This is a genomic window from Methanospirillum hungatei JF-1 (assembly GCF_000013445.1).
Classification (GTDB): Archaea; Halobacteriota; Methanomicrobia; order Methanomicrobiales; family Methanospirillaceae; genus Methanospirillum; species Methanospirillum hungatei.
This window is the reverse complement of the sequence record NC_007796.1, coordinates 227,863-253,359: the sequence shown is the minus strand read 5'-3', so window position 1 is coordinate 253,359 and position 25,497 is coordinate 227,863. Positions and strand designations below refer to the sequence as shown.

The 25,497-nt window shown below is 42.2% G+C and carries 23 protein-coding genes and 1 pseudogene; 11 read left to right on the top strand and 13 right to left on the bottom strand.

The genetic code is table 11. The features are described from left to right. Positions 1-139: 139 nt before the first annotated feature. A complete protein-coding gene (locus tag MHUN_RS01170; protein ID WP_011447293.1) occupies positions 140-1,498 on the bottom strand; it encodes an IS4-like element ISMhu6 family transposase in 1,359 nt (452 codons plus the stop codon). A 557-nt stretch (positions 1,499-2,055) separates the two neighbouring features. Here MHUN_RS01170 and MHUN_RS01165 point away from each other — a divergent pair. Next, positions 2,056-2,817 carry a class I SAM-dependent methyltransferase gene (locus tag MHUN_RS01165; protein WP_204223000.1) on the top strand — a complete coding sequence of 254 codons (762 nt, stop codon included), beginning with the start codon at positions 2,056-2,058 and terminating at the stop codon, positions 2,815-2,817. A gap of 25 nt (positions 2,818-2,842) precedes the next feature. Next, complete coding sequence (locus MHUN_RS01160) at positions 2,843-3,454, top strand: flavin reductase family protein (protein WP_011447291.1); 612 nt, start codon at positions 2,843-2,845, stop codon at positions 3,452-3,454. A 36-nt stretch (positions 3,455-3,490) separates the two neighbouring features. Here MHUN_RS01160 and MHUN_RS01155 read toward each other — a convergent pair whose 3' ends face one another. The 6 genes from MHUN_RS01155 to MHUN_RS01130 all read right to left on the bottom strand — a co-directional run bounded on the left by MHUN_RS01155 (position 3,491) and on the right by MHUN_RS01130 (position 8,517). Then, complete coding sequence (locus tag MHUN_RS01155) at positions 3,491-4,246, bottom strand: ABC transporter permease (protein ID WP_011447290.1); 756 nt, start codon at positions 4,244-4,246, stop codon at positions 3,491-3,493. Continuing rightward, positions 4,243-5,235 (bottom strand): daunorubicin resistance protein DrrA family ABC transporter ATP-binding protein, encoded by a 993-nt coding sequence (locus MHUN_RS01150; protein ID WP_011447289.1) that lies wholly within the window; start codon positions 5,233-5,235, stop codon positions 4,243-4,245. Before MHUN_RS01150 ends, MHUN_RS01155 begins: the two co-directional genes overlap by 4 nt. 7 nt (positions 5,236-5,242) lie before the next feature. Then, positions 5,243-6,001, bottom strand: a complete 759-nt coding sequence (locus MHUN_RS01145; RefSeq protein ID WP_011447288.1) for an ABC transporter ATP-binding protein — start codon at positions 5,999-6,001, stop codon at positions 5,243-5,245. Next, a complete protein-coding gene (locus tag MHUN_RS01140; RefSeq protein WP_011447287.1) occupies positions 5,998-7,068 on the bottom strand; it encodes a FecCD family ABC transporter permease in 1,071 nt (356 codons plus the stop codon). The genes MHUN_RS01145 and MHUN_RS01140 overlap by 4 nt, the downstream gene beginning before the upstream one ends. Before the next feature lie 21 nt (positions 7,069-7,089). Then, positions 7,090-8,163, bottom strand: a complete 1,074-nt coding sequence (locus MHUN_RS01135; RefSeq protein ID WP_048067687.1) for an iron ABC transporter substrate-binding protein — start codon at positions 8,161-8,163, stop codon at positions 7,090-7,092. A gap of 123 nt (positions 8,164-8,286) precedes the next feature. Beyond that, entirely contained in the window at positions 8,287-8,517 is a 231-nt protein-coding gene (locus tag MHUN_RS01130; RefSeq protein ID WP_048067179.1) for a hypothetical protein, read from the bottom strand. Between the two features lie 201 nt (positions 8,518-8,718). On the opposite strand from MHUN_RS01130, the gene MHUN_RS01125 reads away from it, so the two are divergent. The 6 genes from MHUN_RS01125 (at position 8,719) to MHUN_RS01100 (ending at position 14,741) form a co-directional block, all read left to right on the top strand. Continuing rightward, positions 8,719-10,332 carry an ABC transporter substrate-binding protein gene (locus MHUN_RS01125; protein WP_011447285.1) on the top strand — a complete coding sequence of 538 codons (1,614 nt, stop codon included), beginning with the start codon at positions 8,719-8,721 and terminating at the stop codon, positions 10,330-10,332. Positions 10,333-10,455: 123 nt separating this feature from the next. Continuing rightward, the gene (locus MHUN_RS01120) at positions 10,456-11,223 is read left to right on the top strand and encodes a class I SAM-dependent methyltransferase (protein ID WP_011447284.1); all 768 of its coding nucleotides are present in this window, start codon (positions 10,456-10,458) and stop codon (positions 11,221-11,223) included. 3 nt (positions 11,224-11,226) lie between these two features. Then, positions 11,227-12,168: an ABC transporter permease gene (locus MHUN_RS01115; RefSeq protein ID WP_011447283.1), complete on the top strand. Its 942-nt coding sequence runs from the start codon at positions 11,227-11,229 to the stop codon at positions 12,166-12,168. Then, positions 12,161-13,057 carry an ABC transporter permease gene (locus tag MHUN_RS01110; protein WP_011447282.1) on the top strand — a complete coding sequence of 299 codons (897 nt, stop codon included), beginning with the start codon at positions 12,161-12,163 and terminating at the stop codon, positions 13,055-13,057. The genes MHUN_RS01115 and MHUN_RS01110 overlap by 8 nt, the downstream gene beginning before the upstream one ends. Then, on the top strand, positions 13,054-13,998 hold the full coding sequence (locus tag MHUN_RS01105; RefSeq protein ID WP_011447281.1) for an ABC transporter ATP-binding protein: 945 nt from the start codon (positions 13,054-13,056) through the stop codon (positions 13,996-13,998). The genes MHUN_RS01110 and MHUN_RS01105 overlap by 4 nt, the downstream gene beginning before the upstream one ends. After that, the gene (locus tag MHUN_RS01100) at positions 13,977-14,741 is read left to right on the top strand and encodes an ABC transporter ATP-binding protein (RefSeq protein ID WP_011447280.1); all 765 of its coding nucleotides are present in this window, start codon (positions 13,977-13,979) and stop codon (positions 14,739-14,741) included. The genes MHUN_RS01105 and MHUN_RS01100 overlap by 22 nt, the downstream gene beginning before the upstream one ends. A 54-nt stretch (positions 14,742-14,795) precedes the next feature. On the opposite strand, the gene MHUN_RS01095 is transcribed toward MHUN_RS01100, so the two are convergent. From MHUN_RS01095 to MHUN_RS01070, 6 genes are all read right to left on the bottom strand, one after another. Continuing rightward, positions 14,796-15,674: an ABC transporter permease gene (locus MHUN_RS01095; protein ID WP_011447279.1), complete on the bottom strand. Its 879-nt coding sequence runs from the start codon at positions 15,672-15,674 to the stop codon at positions 14,796-14,798. Further along, positions 15,671-16,606 carry an ABC transporter permease gene (locus MHUN_RS01090; RefSeq protein ID WP_011447278.1) on the bottom strand — a complete coding sequence of 312 codons (936 nt, stop codon included), beginning with the start codon at positions 16,604-16,606 and terminating at the stop codon, positions 15,671-15,673. Before MHUN_RS01090 ends, MHUN_RS01095 begins: the two co-directional genes overlap by 4 nt. Positions 16,607-16,626: 20 nt before the next feature. Next, entirely contained in the window at positions 16,627-18,165 is a 1,539-nt protein-coding gene (locus MHUN_RS01085; protein WP_011447277.1) for an ABC transporter substrate-binding protein, read from the bottom strand. Positions 18,166-19,543: 1,378 nt separating this feature from the next. Continuing rightward, on the bottom strand, positions 19,544-20,296 hold the full coding sequence (locus MHUN_RS01080) for a class I SAM-dependent methyltransferase (RefSeq protein ID WP_011447276.1): 753 nt from the start codon (positions 20,294-20,296) through the stop codon (positions 19,544-19,546). 19 nt (positions 20,297-20,315) lie between these two features. Continuing rightward, positions 20,316-21,194: a class I SAM-dependent methyltransferase gene (locus tag MHUN_RS01075; RefSeq protein WP_143709306.1), complete on the bottom strand. Its 879-nt coding sequence runs from the start codon at positions 21,192-21,194 to the stop codon at positions 20,316-20,318. Further along, positions 21,176-21,982, bottom strand: a complete 807-nt coding sequence (locus MHUN_RS01070; protein WP_011447274.1) for a class I SAM-dependent methyltransferase — start codon at positions 21,980-21,982, stop codon at positions 21,176-21,178. Before MHUN_RS01070 ends, MHUN_RS01075 begins: the two co-directional genes overlap by 19 nt. 109 nt (positions 21,983-22,091) lie before the next feature. Between MHUN_RS01070 and MHUN_RS01065 the strand changes: the two genes are divergently transcribed. The 3 genes and pseudogenes from MHUN_RS01065 to MHUN_RS19345 all read left to right on the top strand — a co-directional run bounded on the left by MHUN_RS01065 (position 22,092) and on the right by MHUN_RS19345 (position 25,491). Then, complete coding sequence (locus MHUN_RS01065; protein ID WP_011447273.1) at positions 22,092-23,051, top strand: ABC transporter ATP-binding protein; 960 nt, start codon at positions 22,092-22,094, stop codon at positions 23,049-23,051. After that, entirely contained in the window at positions 23,002-23,931 is a 930-nt protein-coding gene (locus tag MHUN_RS01060; protein WP_204222998.1) for an ABC transporter ATP-binding protein, read from the top strand. Before MHUN_RS01065 ends, MHUN_RS01060 begins: the two co-directional genes overlap by 50 nt. A 180-nt stretch (positions 23,932-24,111) precedes the next feature. Further along, positions 24,112-25,491: pseudogene (locus tag MHUN_RS19345) on the top strand (ABC transporter substrate-binding protein). Positions 25,492-25,497: the final 6 nt, after the last annotated feature.

The following is a 25,497-nucleotide window of genomic DNA, read 5'->3' as shown; positions in this document are numbered from 1 at the left end:
TATAGTGGTCTAAACTACAATCATTGAAACTTCAAAGAGACGATAGAAAAAAAGAGAGAATTACGAGTATTTTCCGGTTTTTTAACGATAACTAATAGTACATAACCCTCCTTCAGACTATCGATCCGAAGATAAAGACCTACAAAATTTCAGAAAATTTCAATGAGAGAGTTTCTTTTATGTTGCGGCTTTTTGCAAGGTGCCGCAGTGATTTTTCTAATTTAACCCATCGTTTGTTTACGTTCCCTTTGCCAAATAAATTTTGATTCAAAACACTCAAAAACTCCAATCCTTTCTCTGAAAATACTTTTGACCATAACATCGGGGTATATTTTCCTTTATCATTTTTTCGAGACGTAGATACAATCCAGGAAAACAGATCTCTGCTAATAATAAACCGTAGTAACATGGAATAAATGTGAATAAACGCCATTGGCTCATTTCCGAGAAACATTTTTCCAAGGTCGTAATCCCCTTTTAATTCCTTAAAAATAAGTTCAATCACCCAACGAAATCGGTATAAATCATAAATATCATCAGCCGAAAATAACTCTTTACTGATATTTGTGATATAGAGGTGCCATTTTTCAGTAAGAGGATTCCAGGTACAAATTACCCTGAATTCTTGAAAAATTGGAGTTTTAATTTTGTTAATCCGCTTGTCTCCAACATGAAATGAACAAATGAGATCATAAACTCCTTTTTTTGGCATTAGATCTAAAAAATCGTAGCCATTAATGCTTTTAAAACGAATATGATCAACAATTGATGTTATTTCAGAAGGTCCTGAATTGATTGAAACAACCTTAAAAACAGCATTGCTTTTTATTCTACTAACAAAAAAACCTCCATATTGTTGAATTTTAGAGAAAATTTTTAGAGAATAGTATCCCAGGTCGTTTATTAGGAGAATATTCTCTATTTCAGGTCCAATTTTTAACATCTTAGAGTCATGAACCCTTTCTGTTGTTATAATTGCATTTTTTACTGAATTAGAAACAACACTATAAATTGCATGGATCTTTAATCCAGCAGATTCATCGCGAGAACGTGCTGCAGGATGCAATTCATAGAGTTTTTTACTAATTCGAATAATACTGCTGTCTTGAACTAAAATATCTTTGAAACCCCCTACAATTCCCTTTAAATGAGCAGGAGACTGATGAACCATTTGATCTATATAATGTTCCATCAGTGATTTCAGAAAATCTACTAATTTTAAATTAAACCGCTTCCTGAAACTTTGGTTACGAATTGAGGTTAGTATCTTTGGATTATCATCAAGGTCAATATAATGACGATGGATCTCGTCTAATGTGGGTTTCATATGACTGCTGACTCCAAAAATGAGGGTAAATATCAAAAGAACAGGATCGAGTTTCCTTTTTCTCTGCATAAATCCTGTTTCCCGAGCTGTCTTTTCAATAAAATCAAAGGTAAATTTTTGAAATACCCAAGATTTTAGGTTTTTTAGACCCTTAGAAGAAGGCTTCTTCATATTCTTTAGGTCGCCCGACGGTGCTCACCGTAGGGCGGCGCAGAAAATATATAAAGGTATCGATTTGTATTTGAAAATGTATTCTTGATAAGTAACACTGATTTTGGCTCTGTTAGGTATCAGGCCATAAAGCTGTCATGCATGAATTCATCACATTACTCTCATGAAGGATCATGAAAGGAAGATTGTATATGTGTAAATAAGATGCGACATAAGACTAAAATGTGTGACCTATTTTTCAAGATTTCCTGAAAATTTAAACAGAAACCAAAAAATTATCGATAGATGAATTGTTATTATCATCTCAGTATATTAAGCCTTGATCAGCATCTCATCTTTTGTGATTAAATCAGAAAGTATTCTTACGATCTGATATAAAATACATAGTATCTTCATAAACCTACTATGCAAAAAAACCAGACTATTCCTTGAGAATGATACCTATGACAGAAAATCTGAATGAAAACGACAATTCGCGGTGTTGGGCTGCATTCTGGGAAAAGACAACCCAAACCGGAAACAAGAAAGGACCTTTGACTCCCGCGTTCTGGAACCATATGGCTCACCGATATGCCCGGGACACACCCCAGGAAAAAGAAGAAGCCAGACTGAAAAGGATATTGGACCTGATTATCAGTACAGGCATTGACATAAAAGGATCCCAGGTTCTTGACATCGGTGCCGGAACTGGTTCTCTCTCAATCCCACTTGCACATATGGGTGCTCACGTGACCGCCCTTGATTTTTCAGATGAGATGCTGAAAAAATTAAATAAACGGGCAGATGAGGAGAACGTCACCATTCAGACAATCTTAAAATCCTGGGACACAATCAATCCTGATGAGGAAGGATTTCGAAAGAAATTTGATCTTGTTATTGCATCCATGACACCAGCAGTCAGGAATCCCCATGATCTCTCCCTCATGCTTGAAACGGCAAAAGGAATCTGCTATTACAGTGGATGGGTTCATCGAAAATGGGATCCCTCATACTATGACCTCTACAAAACTCTGTTTCATGAGGAGTTCAAAGAATCACCCCATGGGTTTTACCTCCCGTTCATGTACCTGTATCTGCTCGGATACCGGCCGGAAGTATCCCTTCTTGAGGATGACTGGAGTAATTACGAGACGATAGATGAGTATATTGAGACTGCTGCTGGTTTTTTCAGCACCACAAGACAGATTGATGACCAGATGAAAGACCGTATCAGGGAGTATATCACCCCCCATGCACAAGATGGAAAATACCTTGCCCGATCACAGGTAATAACCGGCATGATGGTCTGGGATGTAAGAGAACAGAACACAAAACCCTGAATTTACATCAGGAGAAGATACAATTATGAAGCTTAAACCAATGAAGAGGGAATCTGTATTTCCCCTTCCAATAACCCTTATCTCAACGATCAGTTCAAAAGGCATCAGAAATATTGCACCATATTCCTGTGTCATGCCCATATTACGACCACTTGATCTGGTCTGCATCGCAACCGCCAAACGACGGGATACCCTTGACAATATTAAGGAAACCGGGGAGTTCGTCATCAACATGGCTACAACCGACTTAACTGATGCAGTCATCCCGACTGCCCGAATTTCTCCTCCGGAAGAGGATGAATTTATTTCAGCCGGTCTTGATGAGAAACCATCAGTCGTCGTAAAACCCCCGGGAATAATGGGCTGTTATGCATGGATGGAATGTACATTGGATAAACTCATTGAAGAGCCATCATACATCCTCATTATCGGGAAAGTTGTACATCTTGAGATTCTTGATGAGATATACAGGCCGGATGGTTCATGGGATGTTGAACGGGCAGAACCACTCCTCATGACCGGATCTGATACCAGTATGCATTATTGCACCGTAACTGACACTGGACGTTCGGATCCATTCAGTGCGATGTTCCCGCATAATGTCGATCCCATCGCGAAAAAATACCAGGATGATTAAATCCTGGTTTCAACCAGATTGTGTGACCAAGTTGGACTATTCTGTCCTGCAGAATGCTGTTTTTCCGATGATGAACATAATGATGTCAAAACAAACCAGGACCAGGATATCCAGTTCCATCGGAAAGAGCTGCACCCAGGTATCTCCCATCATAACCGTCCGGAGGGCATCAACACCATAGGTGAGAGGATTTAGATAACTCGCCCATTGAAGCCAGATTGGAACATTGGCAAGCGGAAAGAGTGCCCCGCTTAAAAAGAACATCGGGAGATTGATAAACGTCTGAATTAGCCCGAATCCCTCAAAACTTTTCATCAGGCTTGCAAAGGTAAGGCCAATACACACAAGACCGGTTGTTATCAGGATCATAAGTGGCAGAGCCTCGAAAACCATGAACACAGTAACCGGTATTCCAATCAGATACGCAAAAGGAAATATGATAATCCCCTGGATCATTACATCTGTACTGACGCCAAGCATTTTCCCCAGAAAGACTGACGTTCTTGAGATAGGAGAGACGAGGATCTCTTTTAGAAACCCGAATTCCCGGTCCCATATGACCGACACTCCCATGAACATAGCAGTAAACAACATTGCCTGGACAACCAGTCCGGGGAAGATAAACTCCTGGTAATTTATTCCAGGCATACCAGATGAAAATCGCATCCCGGTTCCAAAGATAAAAAGCCATAACAGAGGCTGACAGATGGCGTTTAATAGCCTGGGTTTTTCCCGCAGGAATTTCTTGACTTCCCGAAGCCACAGGGTGTAAATTCCCCGAAGTTCACTCATCTGGCTCTCCGCCTCTTCATCATGGCAACCCTGCCGGTCTGCTCCCGTACCTCTCCCCCACCCAGGTCTTTTCCTGTATAATGGATGAAGACGTCATTCATATCCGGATGGGTGATGGTAATATGGTCAATCCGTATCCCTGCATGAACTGCTGATTCGACAATTCGGGGAAGGAGGAATTGAGCATTCTGCACAAAAATTTTAATTTCTGACCCCTGAAAGGACACATCTTGTACAATATTATCCCGTATCAGCACGTCTGACAGATTCTGGATCTGATCAGAACCCATTATGATAGTATCTCCTGCTACTTCCTGTTTTAATAATGAAGGCGTGTCCATCGCAACTATGCTTCCCTTATCAATAATTGCAACTCTATCACAAAGCCGGTCTGCCTCCTCCATGTAATGAGTGGTCAGAATAATGGTCATCTCTTCTCTTTTTCGCAATTTTCTGATATAATCCCAGATATGTTCACGGCTCCTGGGATCCAGACCGATGGTGGGTTCATCAAGAAACAAAACACGGGGATAATGGAGCAGGCCACGGGCGATTTCCAGTCTTCTTCGCATCCCTCCGGAATAGGTATACATGAAATCATCAGCCCGATCAGATAATCCGACGAGTTCTAGAACCTCGTAAATCCGCACATTCTGCTCAGAAATCGGAACCCCATAGAGATCAGCATGCATCTGGAGGTTTTCACGGGATGTCATATCAGAATCAACACTTGGATCCTGAAAAACAATACCTATTGACTTGCGGACCTGAGCCGATTCACGAATAATATCAAACCCGTTTATTTGTGCAGAACCGGAGGAGGGTTTCAGGATGGTACAGAGCATAGATAAAAAAGTGGTTTTGCCCGCACCATTCGGTCCGAGTAGTCCGAAAACCTCTCCTTTCTGGATAGTCAGAGATATATTGTTCACGGCAGTGTGTGAACCGAATCGTTTGGTAAGATCGTGTGTTTCAATAATAGATGCCATATATCATTTATCCAGTTAACGGGATAACAACCGGATATCCATACATCTCATTAATTGCTGTCTGAACACCATAGACATCATGGATCATCTCCGGAGTAACATCCTTACAGGTTCCTGCAGAATAAATCATCCCTGATTTGAGAAAGATGAACTTATCAAGGAATCGTAATGCAAGGTTGAGATCATGCATGGTCATGATGACAGAGACAGAATGAAACCGGGTAATATTACGGATCTCGGAGAGTATCTCAAGCTGGTTTTTAAGATCCAGGCTTGATGTTGGCTCATCAAGGAGAAGTAAATCAGGCTCCTGGACAAGAGCTCTTGCAATAGATACTTTTTGAAGTTCCCCTCCGCTCATCTGATCAATATACTGAAGGGAGAGATGTTCCAGGTTTAACCGCTTTATAACTCCATGAACAATCTTCAGATCTTTTTCTGAAATATCCCAGGTGATATGAGGCCGCCGCCCAAGAAGAATAGCATCAAATGCCGTCATTCTTCCACTTTCTTGTTTCTGAGGGACATACCCGAGCCGTTTTGCCACGTCACGCTTTGCAAGATGCATGATATTCTGTTCTTCTACCATAATCGTTCCCCCGGTTGGTTTGAGGATAAGATTCAGACATCTAAGTAAGGTAGTTTTCCCAACCCCATTCGGTCCCATTATAGCAAGAACTTCATTTCGTCCCAGGTCGAATGTCACATCATTAAAAATTTCCCTGCTTTTATACTGAAACGATAAACCACCGACGGTAAGAATCATCGATTATACCCCCTGATCAGGAGATAGAGAAACATGGGTGCACCAAGGAATGAGGTGACCACAGCAACGGGTACAACATGTGGGACTATTATCACCCTTCCGATGGTATCTGATGCCAGAAGTAAAATTGCCCCCATGATAATCGTCCCCGGGATAGTAAACCGATGGTCATCACCTACTATCCTCCGGATGATATGAGGAGAGATGAGACCCACAAATCCAATAATTCCTAAAAATGACATTATCACCGCAGTTATCACAGAAACAACGATCATTCCTACAATCCGAATCCTTGGTACATGAACCCCAAGACTTGATGCAGTCTCATCACCGGCATCGATAGCATTGTAGTCCCACCGGTGATAGTAAAAATATACCAGGGATAAAACAGTAACAACTGCCATAATTGCAAGTTCTCCCCAGTCTGCCCTGCTCACATCCCCAAAGGTCCAGAATACGACTGCTGCAAGCTGAGTATCATCTGCAAAAAGCTGGAGAAACATGGTCGCGGCAGTACATAATGAACCGATTGCAACTCCGGCAAGAACAGTAACTTCAGGTGTCGCACGTTTCAGGTGGGAAATCAATAAGATTACTGCGGTAGCCAACAGGCAGGAGATAAATGCGACAAATGTAGTCGCGAAGGGATTATCAATGACATACGGATTGATGGAGCTATTCTGCATCACACCAGAACCAAGGATAATTATTGAGAATGCTGCTCCAAACGCTGCTGCATGAGCAATCCCAAAGGTAAATGGTGAAGCAAGAGGATTTCGTAAGATCGACTGCATCGCAAGACCCGCACATCCAAGCCCGGCACCGGCTACGATAGCAGTCAATGCCTGAGGAAGTCTGATGCTCAGGATGATCTTATTCCATTTTGGCGATACAGACTCCCCTATTAATGTCTGAAACACTTCAATCGGGGGTATCGAGACCGCACCGCTTGAAATTGACAATATCAGGAGAAAAAAGAGAATAATTACCCCGATACAGAGGATAATGATCTTCGTCCGGGTATACTGGAGATAAGCTGCTGGTAATTCTTCATTGTCAAAATGCATGAATTACTACTTCCTCTCTCCTTATTGCATACTCAGCTTTGTAAATGCCAAATTTTCAAATCCATCCCTGTTGATCTGTGAGAATAACTTCTTCCCAACAAGGAATTCATAGATTTCATCAGCCTCACTGACCGGATCAATATCGGAGAATTTTTCAGGATAGAGTAATTTTCCGATGTAATAGGCATCTGCAAGAACGCTCTCCTGATTTGTGGTATACCAGTTAAAGGAGAGCAATCCATATACATCCCCGTTCTTTACCGCCTTCATATCCTCAAATTCTGGTTTCTTCAGTTCACTCAGTGCATCTGCACCCTGGGACTTGAGTTGTTGTGAACCAAGGTCAATGAATACCATGTCCGGATCCCACCCGATGATAGATTCCTTCGCAACATCACCACAATCCATATCAGGTTTTGCTGATTCTGCTGCAACATTTTTGACTGCTACCAGCTGGAACGGAGTATATGCAAATGACGTCCCCTGCAGACCATGTGATCCGGCACATCCCACTCCACCGACATATGCAGATATTTTGTCTGCATCAGGTACATCTTTCGTCCGATCAGAGAGATCCTTCTTCCGTTCGTTGAAGAAAGATATTACCTCTTCTGCACGGTTCTCCTTATTGAGGATTTTTCCCATGAGACGAAGGGTTTTCTGCATATCCTCATACTCATCAACCAGGTCCCCATATTGTAATGCAACTACCGGGATTCCGGTCTTTTCCTGAAGCTGATTTGCCTCATCCTTGTTTGTGTATGTTTTGAAGATAACCTGTGGACCAATATTTGTGATCTTTTCCGGATCATCCTTCCTGAACTCACCAAAGATGGGGAGATCGCCAAACTGTGGATTTGCAAGTCGGTACGCACGTGAATCGTCCGGAGAGATGTTAACCTCCAGGGCATCTACTGCAATTACCTTATCCTGTGCCTGCAGGTAGGTCAGGTATCGCAGACACCCGGCTCCTGAACAGATTACCGAATCTGGATTGAGAGGGACCGTGACCTCTCTTCCGAGACCGTCAGTAATCGTTGTCTCTTCTCCTGAAACAGGAAATACACATATTCCTGCGAGGAGAGAAACTATCATAAACCCGAGAAAAAAGGTTTTCGAGAATGAACGAAACATACAGATGTACGTTTAGGTTGTATTTATTATTACGTTTTTTGAATTGTTAATATTTTAATATAATTATTTTTTATTGGCTAATACTTAATCTGACTCCACCTTTGTATTCGCAAGCCGTGCAGAATTTTTAAGGGCTATCGCGAGGGCAACCTGATGGCCAACTGCACCGAGTGCTGGGGATATAACCCCTGTTCCGGCTAACACTATCAGTAAAAAATTAAGCAGAAGGGACAGTACCACATTTATCAGGATAATTCTGCTGGTCCGTCTTCCAAGTCTGAAAAAGTCAGGGAGTGCTGAAAGACTACCCTGCATAAGAATTAGATTGGAGGTCTCCAGTGCAATGGTATATCAGGGAAATCCAAATATCTCGATTGCAGGATATGCCATTTAATGTATTATTATGAATGAATAAACAAGGAAAAATAATAATTAGAGATTCATTCATACAAGTAACTAAAAAAATAATTTCGGTAATACTATCTATATTAAAATTTAATTTTATATAGAATAGGTATGAAAAAGATTTATGGACTGCTTCTGGTACTCCTCATGGCAGGATTCCTGCTCGGAGCCGGATGTACCTCAACAGATACAACCCAAAAACCTGTTGATACAGCATCTGAAAAACCTGCTGTTACGATCACACCAACAGAGGCCCCATCCGAAAAAGTTCTTCGTGTCGGAGATCTATGGGCTGTCTCTTCTATTAATCCGGGAGACGGACATGACGGGGGAACCTTTGTTACTGAAAAAGCAATCGTAACTGAAACATTAATCGGCGCAAATGATAAGTTTGAATTAACGCCTAATCTCGCTCTTTCGTGGTATCAGGTAGATGATACCACATGGGAGTTCAAGATCCGTCCCGGTGTTCATTTCCATAATGGCAAAGAGATGAAAGCTGCAGATGTGAAGGCCTCTCTTGACAGAACTGCCAACCTGTCTCCAAGTACTGCAACACTCATGTCGTATGACAGATGTGAAGTTGTTGATGATTACACCATCCGCATTCACACAAAAGAACTCAATCCCCTTGTGCCAGGAATTCTACACTATCCGGATACAGCGATTGTAAGCGGTGATTCATACGCAGCGGATGGTACATTTACTCATCCGATAGGGACAGGGCCTATGAAGGTTGAATCCTTTGATGAACAGACCGGAACACTTACTGTCGTCAAAAACACCGACTGGTGGAAAGGGCAGGCAAATTTTGACAAGATGATAATCCGCGGATATGAGAGTCCGGCGACCCGTGCTATGATGATTGAAAACGGAGATCTTGAATTTACCTGTGATCCACCATACAGCGAAGTCGATCGTCTTGATGCTATTGATGGAATCCGGGTTGAAAAATACAACACCCCACGACTCTATAAGATCGATTGTAATCTGAATAACCCGGTTATGGCAGATAAAAATGTTAGAAAAGCGATTTCTCATGCAATCGACCGGACCGGTATTGCAAAGAATGTACTCTATGGCGTTGGTTCTCCTGCCGGTGGCGTATTTATTCCAAGCATGAAATGGAAGAATACAACTCTTCAGCCATATGAGTACAATGTATCCCTGGCAAAACAATATCTAGCCGAATCAGGCTGGACTGATACGAATAATGATGGATATGTTGACAAAAAGGGTGAACCACTCACATTGAAATTCTTCACCTATACCGAACGTCCTGGACTTCCGCCGATGCAGGAAGCAATTTCTGCAAATCTGGAAAATATCGGGATAAAAGTTGAGCAGGTAGCCATGGAGAACGCTGTTCTTTCCAAAGCAATGGGAGATGACTGGGATCTGTATCTTTCAGCAACCAACCTTGCCATGGTCCCAGACCCGGAGTATGTGCTCAAAGGCTGGTATTCAACCAATGGAGTAAGTAACAAGGCAAAATACAGCAATCCTGTTGTTGATCGCATGATCATCGATGGACACCGTATCGTGAATGAAACCGAGCGGTATGATCATTTCCGTAAGATTGAGGCCATTGTATATGATGATCTGCCAACTATCAATGTTGCATATTATGGCGTTGCCATTGTCATGAAAGACAATGTGACCGGATATACTTTCGATCCAACGGCTCATGATTACCGGATTGACCCAGGGATGTCTATCTCATAATCATCACTTTTTTGGTGGCATTTCAGGTAATCTGGCCATGTTCTACAGAGACTCATTATTCATTTTATAATGCATTGTGTGAAAAAGCTGGAAGAACATTGGTTTTTTTATGTGAGAGAAATTATGGATGAAGAACAGATAAAAACCGAAATTTCAGAAAGATGGAATGAGAGTGCCTCCCGGTATGATACCTTTGTATCACATGGCATTCATACGGATGATGAGAAGAAACTCTGGATACATGCTTTTGCAAAGGTACTGCCAGAAGGAAACAAACCGCTGTCTGTTCTTGATGTGGGATGTGGAACAGGTGCAATCGGACTTATATTTGCAGAGATGGGGCATCAGGTGACCGGCCTTGATTTATCTGAGAAGATGATGGATGAAGGTCGGAAAAAAACAAAAGAGAGAGCACTGTCGATGACATTTCTCCATGGTGATGCCGAAAATCCTCCTTTCCCAGATAACCACTTTGATGTGGTCATAAACCGTCATCTGCTTTGGACGTTACCAAATCCTGAAACGGCCCTCAAGTCATGGAAACGAATTATAAAACCCGGAGGAAGAGTAATAATCATCGATGGATTATGGAATGATAAAAGATTGAAATCGCTAATCTGCCGGAGATGTAGTGAATATCTGGGAAGGATTTTAGATCCTGATACTGCAGAGAACCTTGATTATTCTCCACAATTACAACAAAACCTTCCTCACATCGGTGGTATCTCTGAAGCAAAAGCGGTCATTTATTTCAAAAATGCCGGATTTGAAGATATAATAACAGAAAATCTCATGCATATCAGGAAAAACCAGCATCACCGGCTTATGTGGTATCAGAAAATTAAACCGATGGGGACGTACTATCTCATTTCCGGCACAAAACGAGCGTGAGAGATGCACCAGTACATTGTGATGAGAACCGGATACCTGATCCTGACCTTATTTATCGCGTCGGTCTTCACCTTTTGTGTTGTCAATGCTATTCCAGGAGAACCTGCTGAAGTATTGGCAAAACATCTGTTTCTTGGTCTTGAGGAATCAGCACCACCAGAACTGATCGCAGAAGTCTCTGCACGATATGATCTGAATAAACCTTTGATAGAACAGTACTCTGAATGGATACGGGGTATATTATCTGGAAACCTGGGAAATTCCATAATTTATAATAAATCAGTCGGGAAACTCCTTGAACTGTATCTTCCGCCGACGATTCTCCTTACCTCCTTTGCCATGACCTTTGCAATAATCACCGGTATAGCTCTTGGAATTGCCTCTGCTCTTCATCAGAATAAAACAGCAGATCATCTCATACGGTTCATTACTATCTTTTCAATTTCCATGCCTTCATTCTGGGTCGCTGTTATGCTTATCCTCATTTTTTCCCTCTGGCTTAATCTCACACCTGTTGCCGGATATGGTGAGCCAAAATACATAATTTTACCATTAATAGCACTCGGACTTCATTCGATGGCGTCAATTGCTCGTATTATGAGGACAAGTATGCTGGATACTATGGAAAAACCGTTTATAATATTTTCAAAAGCTAAAGGCCTTTCAAGAAAGAAAATTCTCTTCTCTCATGCTTTTAAAAACGCGTTTTTACCAGTTCTTACCGTGATTGGCATGTCATTTGGTTCACTCCTTGCCGGTTCTGTCATCATCGAAACAATATTTACATGGCCAGGGATCGGAGCCCTATTAATGAAAGCAATTTCAGCCCGTGATCTCGTGGTGATTGAAAGCACAATCATGGTGATTGTGTTCATGTTTCTCATCGTGAATTTCGTCATAGACATTCTATACCACGTGATTGACCCGAGGATAACCTATGAGTGAATGTACATTATCCACACAGGTCAGAAAAATCTCCATATCCATTCAAAAGTCAGACTGGCTCTATAGGTTTAAGATGAGACGTGATCTGCAGGTAGCATGCGTATTAATTGTCATCATCCTTATAATGGGGTTTTTTGCTCCTGATATTGCCCCCCAAAACCCGAATATTACAGATCTGGAGGGAAAAAATCAAGGCCCTTCTGCAGATCACATTCTCGGTACTGATTACCTGGGAAGAGATCTCTTCTCACGTGTCATCTGTGGGTTACAAACCTCACTTGAGATAGCACTCGCTACAATTGTGATCTCATTTATTATTGGAGTTACTATTGGTAGTTTCTCCGGATACCAAAGTGGGTGGATTGATAATGTCATCGCCCGAATAATTGACGTATTTTTAGCATTTCCATCCGTAATCCTCGCTCTGGCTCTGATGATGCTTCTGGGAAGCGGAGTCTTAAACATGATAATTATGCTGTCCATCGTTCAGTGGGCATCGTTTGCCAGACTAACGCGTGGCCAGGTCCTCGCAGAAAAAAATCAGGAATATGTATTATCAGCCAAAGCTGCAGCCCTTCCCGGATGGTGGACTATGACAAAGCATATCCTTCCAAATTGTATCATGCCCGTTATCGTACTTGCAACGATTGATATCGGTCATGCAATTCTCACCATTGCAACCCTCTCATTCCTTGGTGTCGGGATTCCCCCGGCTATTCCGGAGTGGGGCTCAATGATTAATTCTGGGCTGCCATATATGCGTATTGCTCCTCTGAATGTAATAGTTCCCGGACTTGCAATTACGTGCGTTACTCTTCTCTTTAATATCACGGGCGAAGGAATTCGTGATATCACCGATCCAAAGACAGACAATGAGGGATCTTTGTGAATACCGTTCTTGAAGTAATGGATCTTAACGTGACCTTTCCTACAAGAGCAGGAGCAATCAGAGCCTCTCAACAGGTGAGTTTTCGGATGCAGAAAGGAGAGATATCAGTTCTCATTGGTGAGACTGGTTCAGGAAAATCTGTTATCGGGCTGGCAGTTCTTCATCTGCTCCCTGAGGCTGCGATTATATCCGGCAAAATCAACTACAATGGGAGAGAAATTCTCTCAATGTCAGAAAAAGAATTTTCCAGGTTCCGCGGAAGAGATATCTCCCTGGTACCACAAAACCCGTCAGGATCATTAGACCCCCTTATGAGATGTGGGAAACAAATATCAGAATCACTTGAAATACGTGGGATTTCGAACTTAAAGCAGAGTACAGAAGTAGAGAATATCCTTTCTAATCTTCAATTTTCAGATCCGAAACTGACTGCTGCTTCATTTCCTCATGAATTATCCGGCGGAATGCGTCAGAGAGTGACAACAGGGATTGCCCTGGCCTCCGAACCCAAACTTCTCGTATCAGACGAACCAACCAAAGGACTGGATTATTCATCCAGAAAAACCTCGATGAAGATGTTTCTGCACCTGAAACATATCAGGAAAGATACACATCTGCTTATTACTCATGATCTTGATCTAGCTCGAATGATTGGAGATACTATTCATGTCCTGTATTCCGGGGAGATAATAGAATCAGGCCCGGTTGATGAGATCTTTTCTGACCCCCATCATCCCTATACAGAGGGACTTATCGCCGCTCTGCCCCGGAACGGAATGAAAGCAATGCCAGGTATGTGTCCAGGTCTTATCGATCTTCCTTCGGGGTGCTACTTTTACAGCAGGTGTCCGTATCAGTGTGAACAAGGAAAAACAATCCATCCGGCAATTATCCCTGTAAATGGGAGAAGGAGTGTGAGATGTCATCGGTTCTCCAGGTAACAAATCTCTCGAAAACCTTCGGCCATGGAGATATCTTCCGTGATGTGTCATTCACTCTGAATGCCGGAGAAACTATCGGTCTGTTCGGTCCAAGCGGATGTGGAAAGTCAACTTTGGGACGGTGTATATTGGGCCTTGAAAAATTGACAAAAGGCTCAGTACTCTTTGAAGGGAAGGACATTTTCAGACTGGACCGAAAGGAGCGATCTTGTCTGCAGGCAAAAATGCAGATGGTATTCCAGCACCCGGAGGTATCATTTGATCCTCGCCGACGCTTGATCTATAGTGTGACTGAACCACTAGTGTATCATGAAAAGGGCGAATCCGAAGATGTATTACACTCCCTTCTCCCATTAATCCATGCAGTCGGTCTTCATCCGGGTATCCTGGATAAATATCCCGGACAACTCTCCGGTGGTGAACTCCAACGAGCGATGATGGTCAGAATTTATTCACTCTCTCCCCACCTTCTTATTGCAGATGAACCAACATCCATGCTGGACATGTCAGTTCAGGCACAAATTTTGAATCTCATGAAAGAGATGCAGAAGAAAAACTCTACGGCATGTATTTTCATCTCCCATGATCCGGAGGTCATGCAGGTGATGTGTGATCGGATCGGTGTGATGTCAGAGGGAAAGTGTGAAATAATGAATAAAAATTACTTTTCAGAATGGATACAGCCGTTATTGGTGATGGACACAATGGAAAAGGATCATTATGAGTGTCTTTTAACTTCTTAAAAAGGTTAGCCTGATAATCCTGGTATACGTCAAAATATTTCTTCGGAAAAAGAATTACAGGATGATAGAATCTGTTTTTGGATCCATAACATCCCGGATTTCACTCCCGATAAGGTTTGATGAGAGAACAAATACCAGAATCATCGCTCCAGCAGAAAGAGTAATCAGGGGGGCCTTTCCTAAATACGGGAGACCTTGATTCATGATAGTTCCCCACTCCGGTGTGGGAGGTTGAATTCCAAGCCCTAAAAACCCAAGTCCTGCAATGGAAATAATTTTTCCTCCCAACCCTAATGTTGCAATTTCCATGATCGGGGCAAGAGAATTGGGAAGAATATGTTTAAAGATAATGTATCTATCTTTCGCCCCAAGTGCCCTGGCACTTTGAACATACCCTCGGTTTTTGATTGATAAGGTTGTGGATCTGGTAACCCTGGCATATTTTGCCCACCCGGGAATTGCAAGAGCTGAAATAATGGTCGGAATACTAGGTCCGAATATACCAACCAGTGCAAGAGTAATTACCATTGATGGAAATGCCAACATAATATCAGTAACCCTCATCAACAGACCGTCAAGTTTTCGATAATATCCGGCATATAACCCCACCAATAGTCCGATAAATACAACAATAATTGTTGTTATCACTGCTACGGCAAGAGAAGTCTGGGATCCATACACAATCCGACTAAAAATACATCTTCCAAATTGATCAGTACCAAGTGGATATTCAAGACAGGGACTCTTGAACCGGTCTTTTAATGATTGATCATTTGGATCATGAGGAGCAATAATCGGAGCAAAAATTGCAATCAGACACATCATAACCAAGATGGTAAATCCAATTAAGAGTAATGGCTTTTTTCTAATTTTATTGTTATATTCCTGGTATAATTCATAACATGAACTGAAATAATTATCCAAGTAACTCATTCTACTCTCCCCTGGGGATCACAAAGATATTGCAGAATATCAATTCCAAGATTGATAAAAACAAAAACAAGAGCGAAAATCAACACACACCCCTGGAGTACCATAATATCACGGGTAGAAGCAGATTCAACAAAAAGTCTTCCAAGACCGGGAATAGCAAATAGTGATTCGATAATCATAGAACTACCAAATAACCATCCATATTGCGTTCCCATATAGGTTATCACAGGTATTATTGCATTTTTAATTGCATGTCTTTGGATAACCAGATGTTTTGAAAGGCCTTTCGATATCGCTGTCCTGATATAATCTTCCTCGAGTACTTCAGCCATACTGGTTCTCATCAATCTCATAGAAATGGCACACAAGCCAACTGAAAGGGCAAAAGCCGGAAGAATGAGATAATTAAGTCCCTGGTATCCTGCGACGGGAAGCCAGTGCAGATATATTGAAAAAACCATTATCCCAAGAATGCCAATAAAAAAATCCGGAATTGACAAACCTATTATTGAAAGAGCCCTGGAAAAATGATCTATAATGGAATTTTGTCTCATTCCGGATAAAATTCCAAGGGGGATAGCAATAACACAGGAAAAAACCATTGCCATCGTTGATAAAATTAGTGTTACCGGAAATGCACGTCCAATCTCTTCAATTGTACTTCTCCGACTTTGATAAGAATAGCCCATATCTCCGGACATCACTCGTGAAATCCAGGACCAGTACTGGATATACCAGGGTTTATCTAGGTTCATTTCAATTCTCATCGCTGTAATGGCTTCTTGTGGTGGGTGCTCGGTATTCATAACGGCTCGAAGATTAATTACTGCAGGATCACCAGGAGAGAAAAGAAGTAAAGTAAAGACAATAAAAGTAATACCAATTAAAACAGGAATTGTCTGAAGAAATCGAATAAGAATAAATGAAGGCATAATACAGATGAAAAAGAGAATTAGGATAGAGATACATCTTCAAGATGGAATGCAAATTCCGTTGGATGCATGCGATATCCTTTCACATTTTTAGAGGTTACATCCTGATTCACATAATAACTAAGGACTGAAACAGGAGCTTCATCATTGATGATCTGCTGTACTTTATCATAAATTTCTTTTCTGGCCGCTGAATCGGTAAGTTCTCTTGCCTGAGTTAATAAATCGTCAAGTTCCTCATTTTTCCAATGGTACGGGCCATATCCATTATTGAATGAACCTGATGAATGATAATCTGCCATTAGGATCCAGTCTGGATCTGGAGCGTTTAACAAAGAACGTCCCCCGAGGTACATATCAAAATCGCCACTGTTTTTTAAATTTTCAGATGTATCAATATCCACAGCCTTGACTTCAACATCAATACCAATTTTCTTCAACTGATCCTGAATAATTTCAGCCATTGGTGGGAGTTCAGCACGTTCAGTATATGTTACAAGTGAAATTGAGAATTTTTCTCCATCCTTATCCAGGATACCATCATTATTACTATCTGTCCAGCCTGCATCAGAAAGCATGGTTTTTGCTTTTTCGGGATTATATGAAAATGGCTGAATTTTTTTATTACCCCAGAACATAGTGGGTGGGAAAAGACTTGTTGCTGGTTCTCCGACTCCTTCAAGAACATAATCTATGAGATCCTGACGGTTGATTGCATAATTCATTGCCTGTCGAACGGTTGTATCAGCAAAGGGCCCCTCTTCGCAATTGTACGAAATGAGTCTGACACGTGAAATCGGCTCGGTATTAATGGTATATGAACTATCGGATGAATAACCTTCAGTGATAGTAGGTGTAAGAATCTGTGCTATGTCCACATCTCCTCCTCGGAGCATCAGGGACCTGGTTTCAGCTTCAGGGACAACGTGATAAACTACTTCGTCAACTGAAGGTACTTTTCCCCAGTAATCCGGATTCTTTATTGCCACAAATTTTTCGTTGGGTGAATAAGAACTAAAGATAAAAGGCCCGGTGGAGTATGGGATTGAAATGTCACCCTGGTCAATTGATGATTCAGATAATGCTGCACTTTCTCCTTTTGCCATGTATGCAGGGAGAGATGGGAATGATTGAGTGAGAACAATTTCTAGAGTATTATCATTTACTGCTTTTATCTCCTGAATCGGAACACTAGAGAATGTTTTTGATTTTTTAAGGGAATCTTCGAGGGATTTTTTCATAGCCTGTGCTGTAAAGGGAGTTCCATCATGAAACTTAACTCCTTCACGAAGATGAAACGTCCATGTTTTTTTATCGCCTGAAACCTCCCATGATGTTGCAAGTCCTGGAGAAATCATTGCTTCATCATTAATATCTACAAGAGTTTCGGTTGTTCCCATACGTTGGGCAATTGCTCCATTGACATGTGGATCACTGGTTTTTGCATCCCATGGAGCAGCGATATCAAGCACCGTTACTCCGTTATCTGCAATTACTAGTACGTTACATAACAAGAGTAGAATACACCCATAAAAAATGAAGAGTTTTACCCACTTCATAAAATAATTTCTGAATAGATCACATATAAATATATTTATTTAAATTTCGTAATACTATTTCACCAATAACAAATCCTTACCGGTTAATTGATGAATTCCGAAGCTCATAATTCGAATATTATAGTAATGCCGGCAGAGGTAGCAGATAGGCCCTCATCTTCTAAAAGTTGAATCGACATCTTTGTTCGACGATAGACCGGGTAGCGATTAAGACTATTAAGACTGCTTATCAGATGGAGCTTATCTTCATCGAGTGGTTCAAACTGCATTTTTTCACATAATTCTGTTCTACGAATAACAGAGATCGATTTCTCACAACTACCTATCTCATGCTGACTCGCACAAACACAGACTTTAGGTTCAAATCCATAATGAGTAGCACATAAAAGAAAGGAAGAATTATATCGATCTGTCCGTCTACCATAAATGGTTATGGCATTGTCACAGAGGATTGTCTGTGGTACTGCTCCAACAAATGAAAAAAACCGACGTGTGCCTGAATAACGTCAAAAGTGGTTTGTGAGGGATAGAGTTTTCCAAATCGATACGGACTAAAATTCAAAATGAAGATTGCCAGAGGGATCTTTCGTAATGAACCATGAATTACAACATAAGCGTATGCCCAGTCAAATTCAGTTCAATGTCCTTTAGGGGGATCTTAAAGAGCACATATATTACGTTTATCATTAGAATGCTTCCATTCATAAACGACCTTCTTCACATTAGAATATCCGACTTGATGGCCACTGGCTTGCGCAAGCTGGGGGATATCAAGAGCGGATAATCCTTGCTTTCTCGGTTTAGGTTTTTCCCGTCTAATTTTCTGTGCAGAAATTCAATTAACTGCGGTGTTAATATCCGTTTAGGTCGAATAGGTTTTTATGGATCTTATACCAGTTCCTCCTGAAACCTTTCCTTACTTCCTGAATGTAGTGTAAATACTTTCTCACCAGATTATGGGAAATTTTTAAATTCATGCGAAACTCGAGATATTGAACCATACTCACCGTAAAGTCGTTGAATTTCATTAACCAAAATCATTTTAGCCTTAAATGGGAATGTCGACAACTACCGAAAAGGTGGAGGTCAATGATTTGTGGCGTTTGTTTACAGCCTAATGTCCCGGACACTCATAACAATACCGAAAAATAAAACCCAATTCGTAGTTAATTTTGCAATAAAGAAATCATATATTATGAAAATTGAATAAAATCATTGTCTGATGCCCATACACCTAACGAGGCATATTATTTACTACATATATTACCTCTCATCGATACAATCTAATCAATATTAACTGGTTAAAGTTTTCATCTCGTCATGAATTCCGGGAATTTAGGTTATATACTCTAAGCAATCTGAACGTGACGAAAACACCTCATTCTTTCAGTATTTGAGGTTTTACCCCCATTACCAGGAACGTTGGCCCCCAATGACCCATCCGGAGATGATCCCCAAGAGTAAATGCTCTCTGATTTACATCCATAAAGACCTGCACATCTGAAAGGCCGGCGTTTTGAAACAGAACCATATCATCTTCCGGTCGATTTGCATGGGTAGACCAGAGGTCCTGAATAACTTCAGGATCAATATTCTTCCATGCATTTCTTCTCTCCCGAATCGAAATATAAAGCCGTGATGCCTGTTTCCAAACCTTTTGAACGAAGGTTTTTCTTCCACTGTACCAGTTACCATCGATGATACAGACTCTGCCTCCAGGTTTTACAACCCGTGTCCATTCACGAAGAGCTGATGTTGGATCAGGCACGGTCCAGAGCACCCACCGGTTTACAACCGCATCAAAAGTGTTATCATCAAACGGTAAATTTTCCGCATCTCCTTTGCGGAAATCGACAATAACGTTAGATGCTACTGCATTTTTCCTGGCAAGATCCAGCATATTATCTGATAAATCAACAGCAGTAACCATGTGTCCCATACTCGCAAGCGGTATGGAGATAGATCCAGGACCAGTGCCAACATCGAGAATCTTTAACGGGGCTGTCCCAAGGTATTCAGAGAAGAGAGATTTCCAGCCGGCGGTTCCTTTCTCTGATTTTAAAAAACGTTCAACACCGGAGTTATACCGAAATGCTCCGGAGTTCCAGTATGATACGATCGATTCTTTCATGAAGATACAACTCTTTTTTTCAGTTACTCCCCGCCTGTCTCTGCTTTGGATTCCACCAGACCACTGCAGTCTGATACTCCCTGACAACCCGTTTTCCTTCCGGAAGGTCCTGGCTGTGATCCTCCAGATACCGGGTTATCTTCTCCTCGACTTCCGGAGTATAATCGGTATACAGCGAATAAAAAACCTTGTACATCGTCCGAAGCCGTTCAGCAGTTCTAATACTTGAAGAAGATATCACTTCAACATTAGGGACTCTGCCATTCTGGTACAGGATATTATAGATGTACGGGTATTCCGGATACTGGGGGTAGGGAATGTCACCCATAATACTCTCCCAGAGATCCAGCTCAGGTCCACTGACTGATCCGAACCCTGCTGCAATACAACAAGTTCCTCTACAGACCTCTTCCATTCTCTTAACCTGTTCCATAATATCACGAAACATCCAGATGACCGTAGAAGAGAGTAAAAGGTCAAATTTCTCCCGGCTGGCAGAGACATCAACTTCCTGCCATATCTTTGGGATAATTGTATAATTGGTTATCCCTGATTCATTCGCATTCTCACGGATCCGTTCTATCATCCCTTTTGCAGGTTCAACAGCAGTATAATGCCCAACGTGAGGGGCGAACGGAATTACGAATGTTCCAGGTCCTGAACCTACTTCAATCACCTGGGAGTCAGATGACACGAGATGTCGTTTCCTGAGCACTTCAAGAACTTTATTACCATACTCATAATTATTGGACCGCCTTGATTCGGAGTAATCCTGTGACCGGGTTGTCCAGTCGTCAACCGCATAGTCGCGTTTCATGATGGTCATCCGATCATCATAGATCTTCTCCCAGATCTCTTCCCAGTCAATCTTCCCGTCCATCATGCTACCCTCCACCATAATAGGCCCATCAACCCGTTACTTGAGACAATTCCGTCTTTTAATCGACTTTTTACATAATCACGAATGATCTCCGTATCCTTGCTCGTAAGCGGGCGATACTTCTGCACCACCTGCTCCATCGAAGAGATTGCAGATCGCTCTGATCGATGAGTCTCATAGGGTAGGACCGTTACATTCGGTCTCATCCCTTTCGAATTAAGCAGATTAAAGAGGCAGTGAAACTGGTCAAACTCCATCTCCCTGATTCTAAGCGTTTTATAAAGATAGGCAGAGTCCTCACTAGTTCCAAATCCCCCTGCAATACAGCAGTATCCACGGGAGACCATATCCATACGCTTTAACTGGACCATAATATCAGGAAAATGCCAGAGCGAGTGGCAACAGAGGACAAGATCAAAGGATTTTTCAAATTGCCTCGTATTAACTTCCTGCCATGTCTTCTGAAGCGGATAAATATTCTTCAGATTCTCCCCTTTTGCATTCTCTTCCAGTTTCTGAATCATCTGTGCTGCAGGCTCTATTGCAGTTACCGACTGAACATTTCGTGCAAAGGGAATCGTCAGAGCACCAGGACCAGATCCGATATCTATGACCTGAGATTCCGAATCTGCAAGGCCCTCTGAAAAGCAGAACTGCCGTATCTGTTCTCCATGATGAAACGCACTGTTCAGGACCATATCCGAGTAATCCTCTGCCCTGGATTCCCAGTAATCCACCGTTGTCCTGGAGGCAATATCCTGAATATTTCTCTCCCATATCTCTTCCCAGTTTATTGATACTGTCATACTATACCTCATGTACAAGGGCCCGTCTCTCGCCCTACATTTGATTATTAAATATTCACTGCAATAAATTTAATAATACTTTTATTTATTTTGTAGCACTAATTAGAATATGAAGATGAATAACATTATTGAGATCTCTGATCTTACTGTATCATTTAAAGGCGAGGGATATCTGCTCACTGCAGTTGATAATCTTTCGCTCTCCGTGATACATGGTGAGACCCTTGCTATCATTGGGGAGAGCGGGAGTGGAAAGTCCGTCCTTGGTCTTGCTATACTAAGACTACTGCCTGATACTGCTGCCATTTCAGGTTCAATTATTTTTCAGACCCAGGACATCCTCACACTCAGTGAAGGGATGATGGAAAAGATCAGGGGAGGGAAAATTGCTTGGATCCCGCAAAATCCAAAACTTGGGTTTAATCCCTCGATGAAGATCTGGAAACAGGTTTCTGAACCGATAGTTCTCCACACAGATAGTTCATGGTCAGAAGCAAAGAAACAGGCGATTAGACTTCTTCGTCAGTACAGTATCGTACCTCCGGAGAAGTGGGCCGAGGAGTACCCCGTTGCATATAGTGGTGGAATGCTCCAGCGGGCGATGCTTGCCATGGGAACCTCGACCATTCCATCGGTGTTAATAGCTGACGAACCAACAAAAGGGATTGATGCGATTAACAAAAAAGATGTCATTGAGATGTTTAACACACAGAAAGAGAGGGGCATCACCCAGATTATCATCACCCATGATCTTGATTTTGCTTCAGAGGTTGCTGACCGGATAGCGGTGATGTACTGCGGGCAGATAGTGGAGCTCACCAGTGTTGAAAGGTTTTTTACTACTCCACTTCACCCCTATTCAGTAGGGCTAGTAAACTCACTTCCTCAGCGGGGATTATCACCGATTCCCGGTACTTCTCCGGCAATGCATGAAAAACAGGCGGGATGCAGATTCAAGTCACGATGCTCTCTCTGTAGTAGGGTCTGCTCAGAAGAGATCCCCCTTTTCCCTGTTGGGTATGACAATGTCAGGTGTATCCAGTATCATAACCGGAACTGGGCTTGGTAAAATCTACCAATCCGGGTTTTTCAGTCACCAGAAGACTTTCGCAGTGCAGGATGTAGATATTGAGATTAAAGCCGGAGAGACCTATGCTCTTGTTGGAGAGAGCGGGAGTGGAAAAACCACTCTGGGAAAAATTCTGCTCAAACTAATCTCACCTACCACTGGCAGAATTTTCTATCATAACGAGGATATTACTGATCTTCAAGGTCCAGAACTCATTCCAATCCGACGAAAGATGCAGATAATACCACAGCACCCTGAGGATGCATTTAATCCACGGTGGAGATTATCACGGTCAATAATGGAGCCTTTTTTAATACATGGTCAGGCTCAGGAAAAGGGGGGATTAAAGAATGTTCTCTTAGAGCTTCTTGCCGAAACCGGTTTGAACCCAGATTATGCAGAGCGGTATCCACATCAACTCTCAGGCGGTGAACTTCAGCGGGCAGCCATTGCACGTGCCCTTGCATTAAAGCCGGACTTTATCCTCTGTGATGAACCTACCTCGATGCTTGATGTTTCTGTGCAGGCGGCAATAATCCAGCTCCTCCTTTCACTTCAGAAGAGAAGTACCATCTCTCTCCTTTTCATCACCCATGATTTAAAACTTGCAGACCATATTGCAGACCGAGTCGGAGTAATGTATAATGGACATATTATAGAGGAAGGAAGTGGCATACTCAAATCCCCTATGCACCCCTATTCACAGTCTATCGTTCGCGGACACAAACATCAAAGACCCGATCAGTCAATACCATCTCATGAATCCTGCCCATTTGTCCTACAATGTCCGAATAAAACAGAAAAATGCCAAACAATTCCGTCTGTAACAGATTGCTCAGGAAGAAAAATACGATGTCATCATCCATTTAAGTATGATTAGATACAATTATGTAACACATATTAAAATAATTAAATAAAAGATATGAATAAATTTATTAAAGGAGACTTCTTCTTCTGATTAGTCTCACATCCTTTACTGCAGTGAGTTCGAACATTCTGAACGTAGGCGGGCTATGGAGTCCAAAGACAACAGACCCGCATATAGACAGGTACTCATACCATTGTTAGGGAAAATACATTAGTTGATGTTAACCAGGATGCAGCGCTTATTCCCGGGCTTGCAACCAACTGGCAGGTATCCGGAGATCAACTCACCTGGACATTTACCCTCCGTGACGGGGTGGTATTCCATGACAAAACTCCATTTAGCGCAGCTGCGATGAAGAAATCACTTGAAGACTCCTTAGTGAAATCCAAAACGTTCGCTAATGTTCCAATAAAAGAGATAAAAGCACCCAGTGATAACGTCCTTGAGATTGTACTTTCAACCCCGTTTTCAGGACTTCCTGCATATATGGCCAAGGGAGAGAGCGGCGCCCTGTCACCTGACTGTATCGACCAGGGAGATATAACCCGGCCAATCGGTACCGGACCTTTCATTTTTGAATCATTTACACCAAAAGAAGAGATTCGGACGGTTAAAAATCCAAATTATTGGGGAAAGGTTCCATCGGTGGATGGAGTAGTATATACCTCAATTCCTGATGCGGTGACCAGATCCATGATGCTCCAGAGTGGAGAGATCGACATCAGTCTTATCAACCCCCCGGAGATTACAGAAAAGTTCCAGGCTATGGGCGGATTTACCGTGAAGGATCAGCCGATTCACCGGGTGAGAATCCTGGCCTATAACTGTGATGAAGGACCATTTACCGATAAGCTTATCAGGCAGGCGATGAACTACGCCATTGACCGGTAGGCACTCGTCACCTATGTAATGGAAGGGGTCGGATCTCCCGCAGCCAGCATATTCCCACCGGAGTTTTACTGGGCAAACAAGGATATTCAGCCGTTCCCATACAACCCTGACCAAGCAAAGTCACTCCTGGCACAGGCAGGATGGACCGACAGTAATAATGATGGTATCCTTGACAAGAATGGGGAGAAGTTCTCGATAACCCTCTTAACCTATCCGGAACGAGCAGAGTTGCCACCAACGGCTGAGGTTATCCAGAACCAGCTGAAGAAGGTTGGAATCGAGGTAGAGCTGGTTGTAATCGATACCGACTCATCCAATGCTCGCCGTAACAAGGGAGAGTTTGATATCAACCTTATCGGAAGAGGTCTCTTGTTTGTACCGGATCCAGACGAGGTTATGATGACCGACTACCATTCATCAGGGACCTCTGGCGAGGGATGGGGTGCATACCGGTGGAGTAATGCAGAGGTTGATGAACTGATTGAGAAGGCACGAGGTATCATTGATCCGTCTGCACGTAAGTCACTCTATGACCGGGTACAGCAGATCGTTGTTGATGAAGCACCGGTCTCGTTCCTGAACTATTATGTCAACCAGGATATCTACTCTGACAAGGTGAAAGGGTACCGGATGCATCCGACCGAACTCTCGTATCACCTGGAAGAGGTATCCCTCTCCTAACTTTTT

Coding starts and splice junctions, on each gene's coding strand:
- MHUN_RS01170 (WP_011447293.1), bottom strand. CDS start 1,498: ATGAAGAAGCCTTCTTCTAAGGGTCTAAAAAACCTAAAATCTTGGGTA.
- MHUN_RS01165 (WP_204223000.1), top strand. CDS start 2,056: ATGGCTCACCGATATGCCCGGGACACACCCCAGGAAAAAGAAGAAGCC.
- MHUN_RS01160 (WP_011447291.1), top strand. CDS start 2,843: ATGAAGCTTAAACCAATGAAGAGGGAATCTGTATTTCCCCTTCCAATA.
- MHUN_RS01155 (WP_011447290.1), bottom strand. CDS start 4,246: ATGAGTGAACTTCGGGGAATTTACACCCTGTGGCTTCGGGAAGTCAAG.
- MHUN_RS01150 (WP_011447289.1), bottom strand. CDS start 5,235: ATGGCATCTATTATTGAAACACACGATCTTACCAAACGATTCGGTTCA.
- MHUN_RS01145 (WP_011447288.1), bottom strand. CDS start 6,001: ATGATTCTTACCGTCGGTGGTTTATCGTTTCAGTATAAAAGCAGGGAA.
- MHUN_RS01140 (WP_011447287.1), bottom strand. CDS start 7,068: ATGCATTTTGACAATGAAGAATTACCAGCAGCTTATCTCCAGTATACC.
- MHUN_RS01135 (WP_048067687.1), bottom strand. CDS start 8,163: ATGATAGTTTCTCTCCTCGCAGGAATATGTGTATTTCCTGTTTCAGGA.
- MHUN_RS01130 (WP_048067179.1), bottom strand. CDS start 8,517: ATGCAGGGTAGTCTTTCAGCACTCCCTGACTTTTTCAGACTTGGAAGA.
- MHUN_RS01125 (WP_011447285.1), top strand. CDS start 8,719: ATGAAAAAGATTTATGGACTGCTTCTGGTACTCCTCATGGCAGGATTC.
- MHUN_RS01120 (WP_011447284.1), top strand. CDS start 10,456: ATGGATGAAGAACAGATAAAAACCGAAATTTCAGAAAGATGGAATGAG.
- MHUN_RS01115 (WP_011447283.1), top strand. CDS start 11,227: ATGCACCAGTACATTGTGATGAGAACCGGATACCTGATCCTGACCTTA.
- MHUN_RS01110 (WP_011447282.1), top strand. CDS start 12,161: ATGAGTGAATGTACATTATCCACACAGGTCAGAAAAATCTCCATATCC.
- MHUN_RS01100 (WP_011447280.1), top strand. CDS start 13,977: ATGTCATCGGTTCTCCAGGTAACAAATCTCTCGAAAACCTTCGGCCAT.
- MHUN_RS01095 (WP_011447279.1), bottom strand. CDS start 15,674: ATGAGTTACTTGGATAATTATTTCAGTTCATGTTATGAATTATACCAG.
- MHUN_RS01090 (WP_011447278.1), bottom strand. CDS start 16,606: ATGCCTTCATTTATTCTTATTCGATTTCTTCAGACAATTCCTGTTTTA.
- MHUN_RS01085 (WP_011447277.1), bottom strand. CDS start 18,165: ATGAAGTGGGTAAAACTCTTCATTTTTTATGGGTGTATTCTACTCTTG.
- MHUN_RS01080 (WP_011447276.1), bottom strand. CDS start 20,296: ATGAAAGAATCGATCGTATCATACTGGAACTCCGGAGCATTTCGGTAT.
- MHUN_RS01075 (WP_143709306.1), bottom strand. CDS start 21,194: ATGGTGGAGGGTAGCATGATGGACGGGAAGATTGACTGGGAAGAGATC.
- MHUN_RS01070 (WP_011447274.1), bottom strand. CDS start 21,982: ATGACAGTATCAATAAACTGGGAAGAGATATGGGAGAGAAATATTCAG.
- MHUN_RS01065 (WP_011447273.1), top strand. CDS start 22,092: ATGAAGATGAATAACATTATTGAGATCTCTGATCTTACTGTATCATTT.
- MHUN_RS01060 (WP_204222998.1), top strand. CDS start 23,002: ATGACAATGTCAGGTGTATCCAGTATCATAACCGGAACTGGGCTTGGT.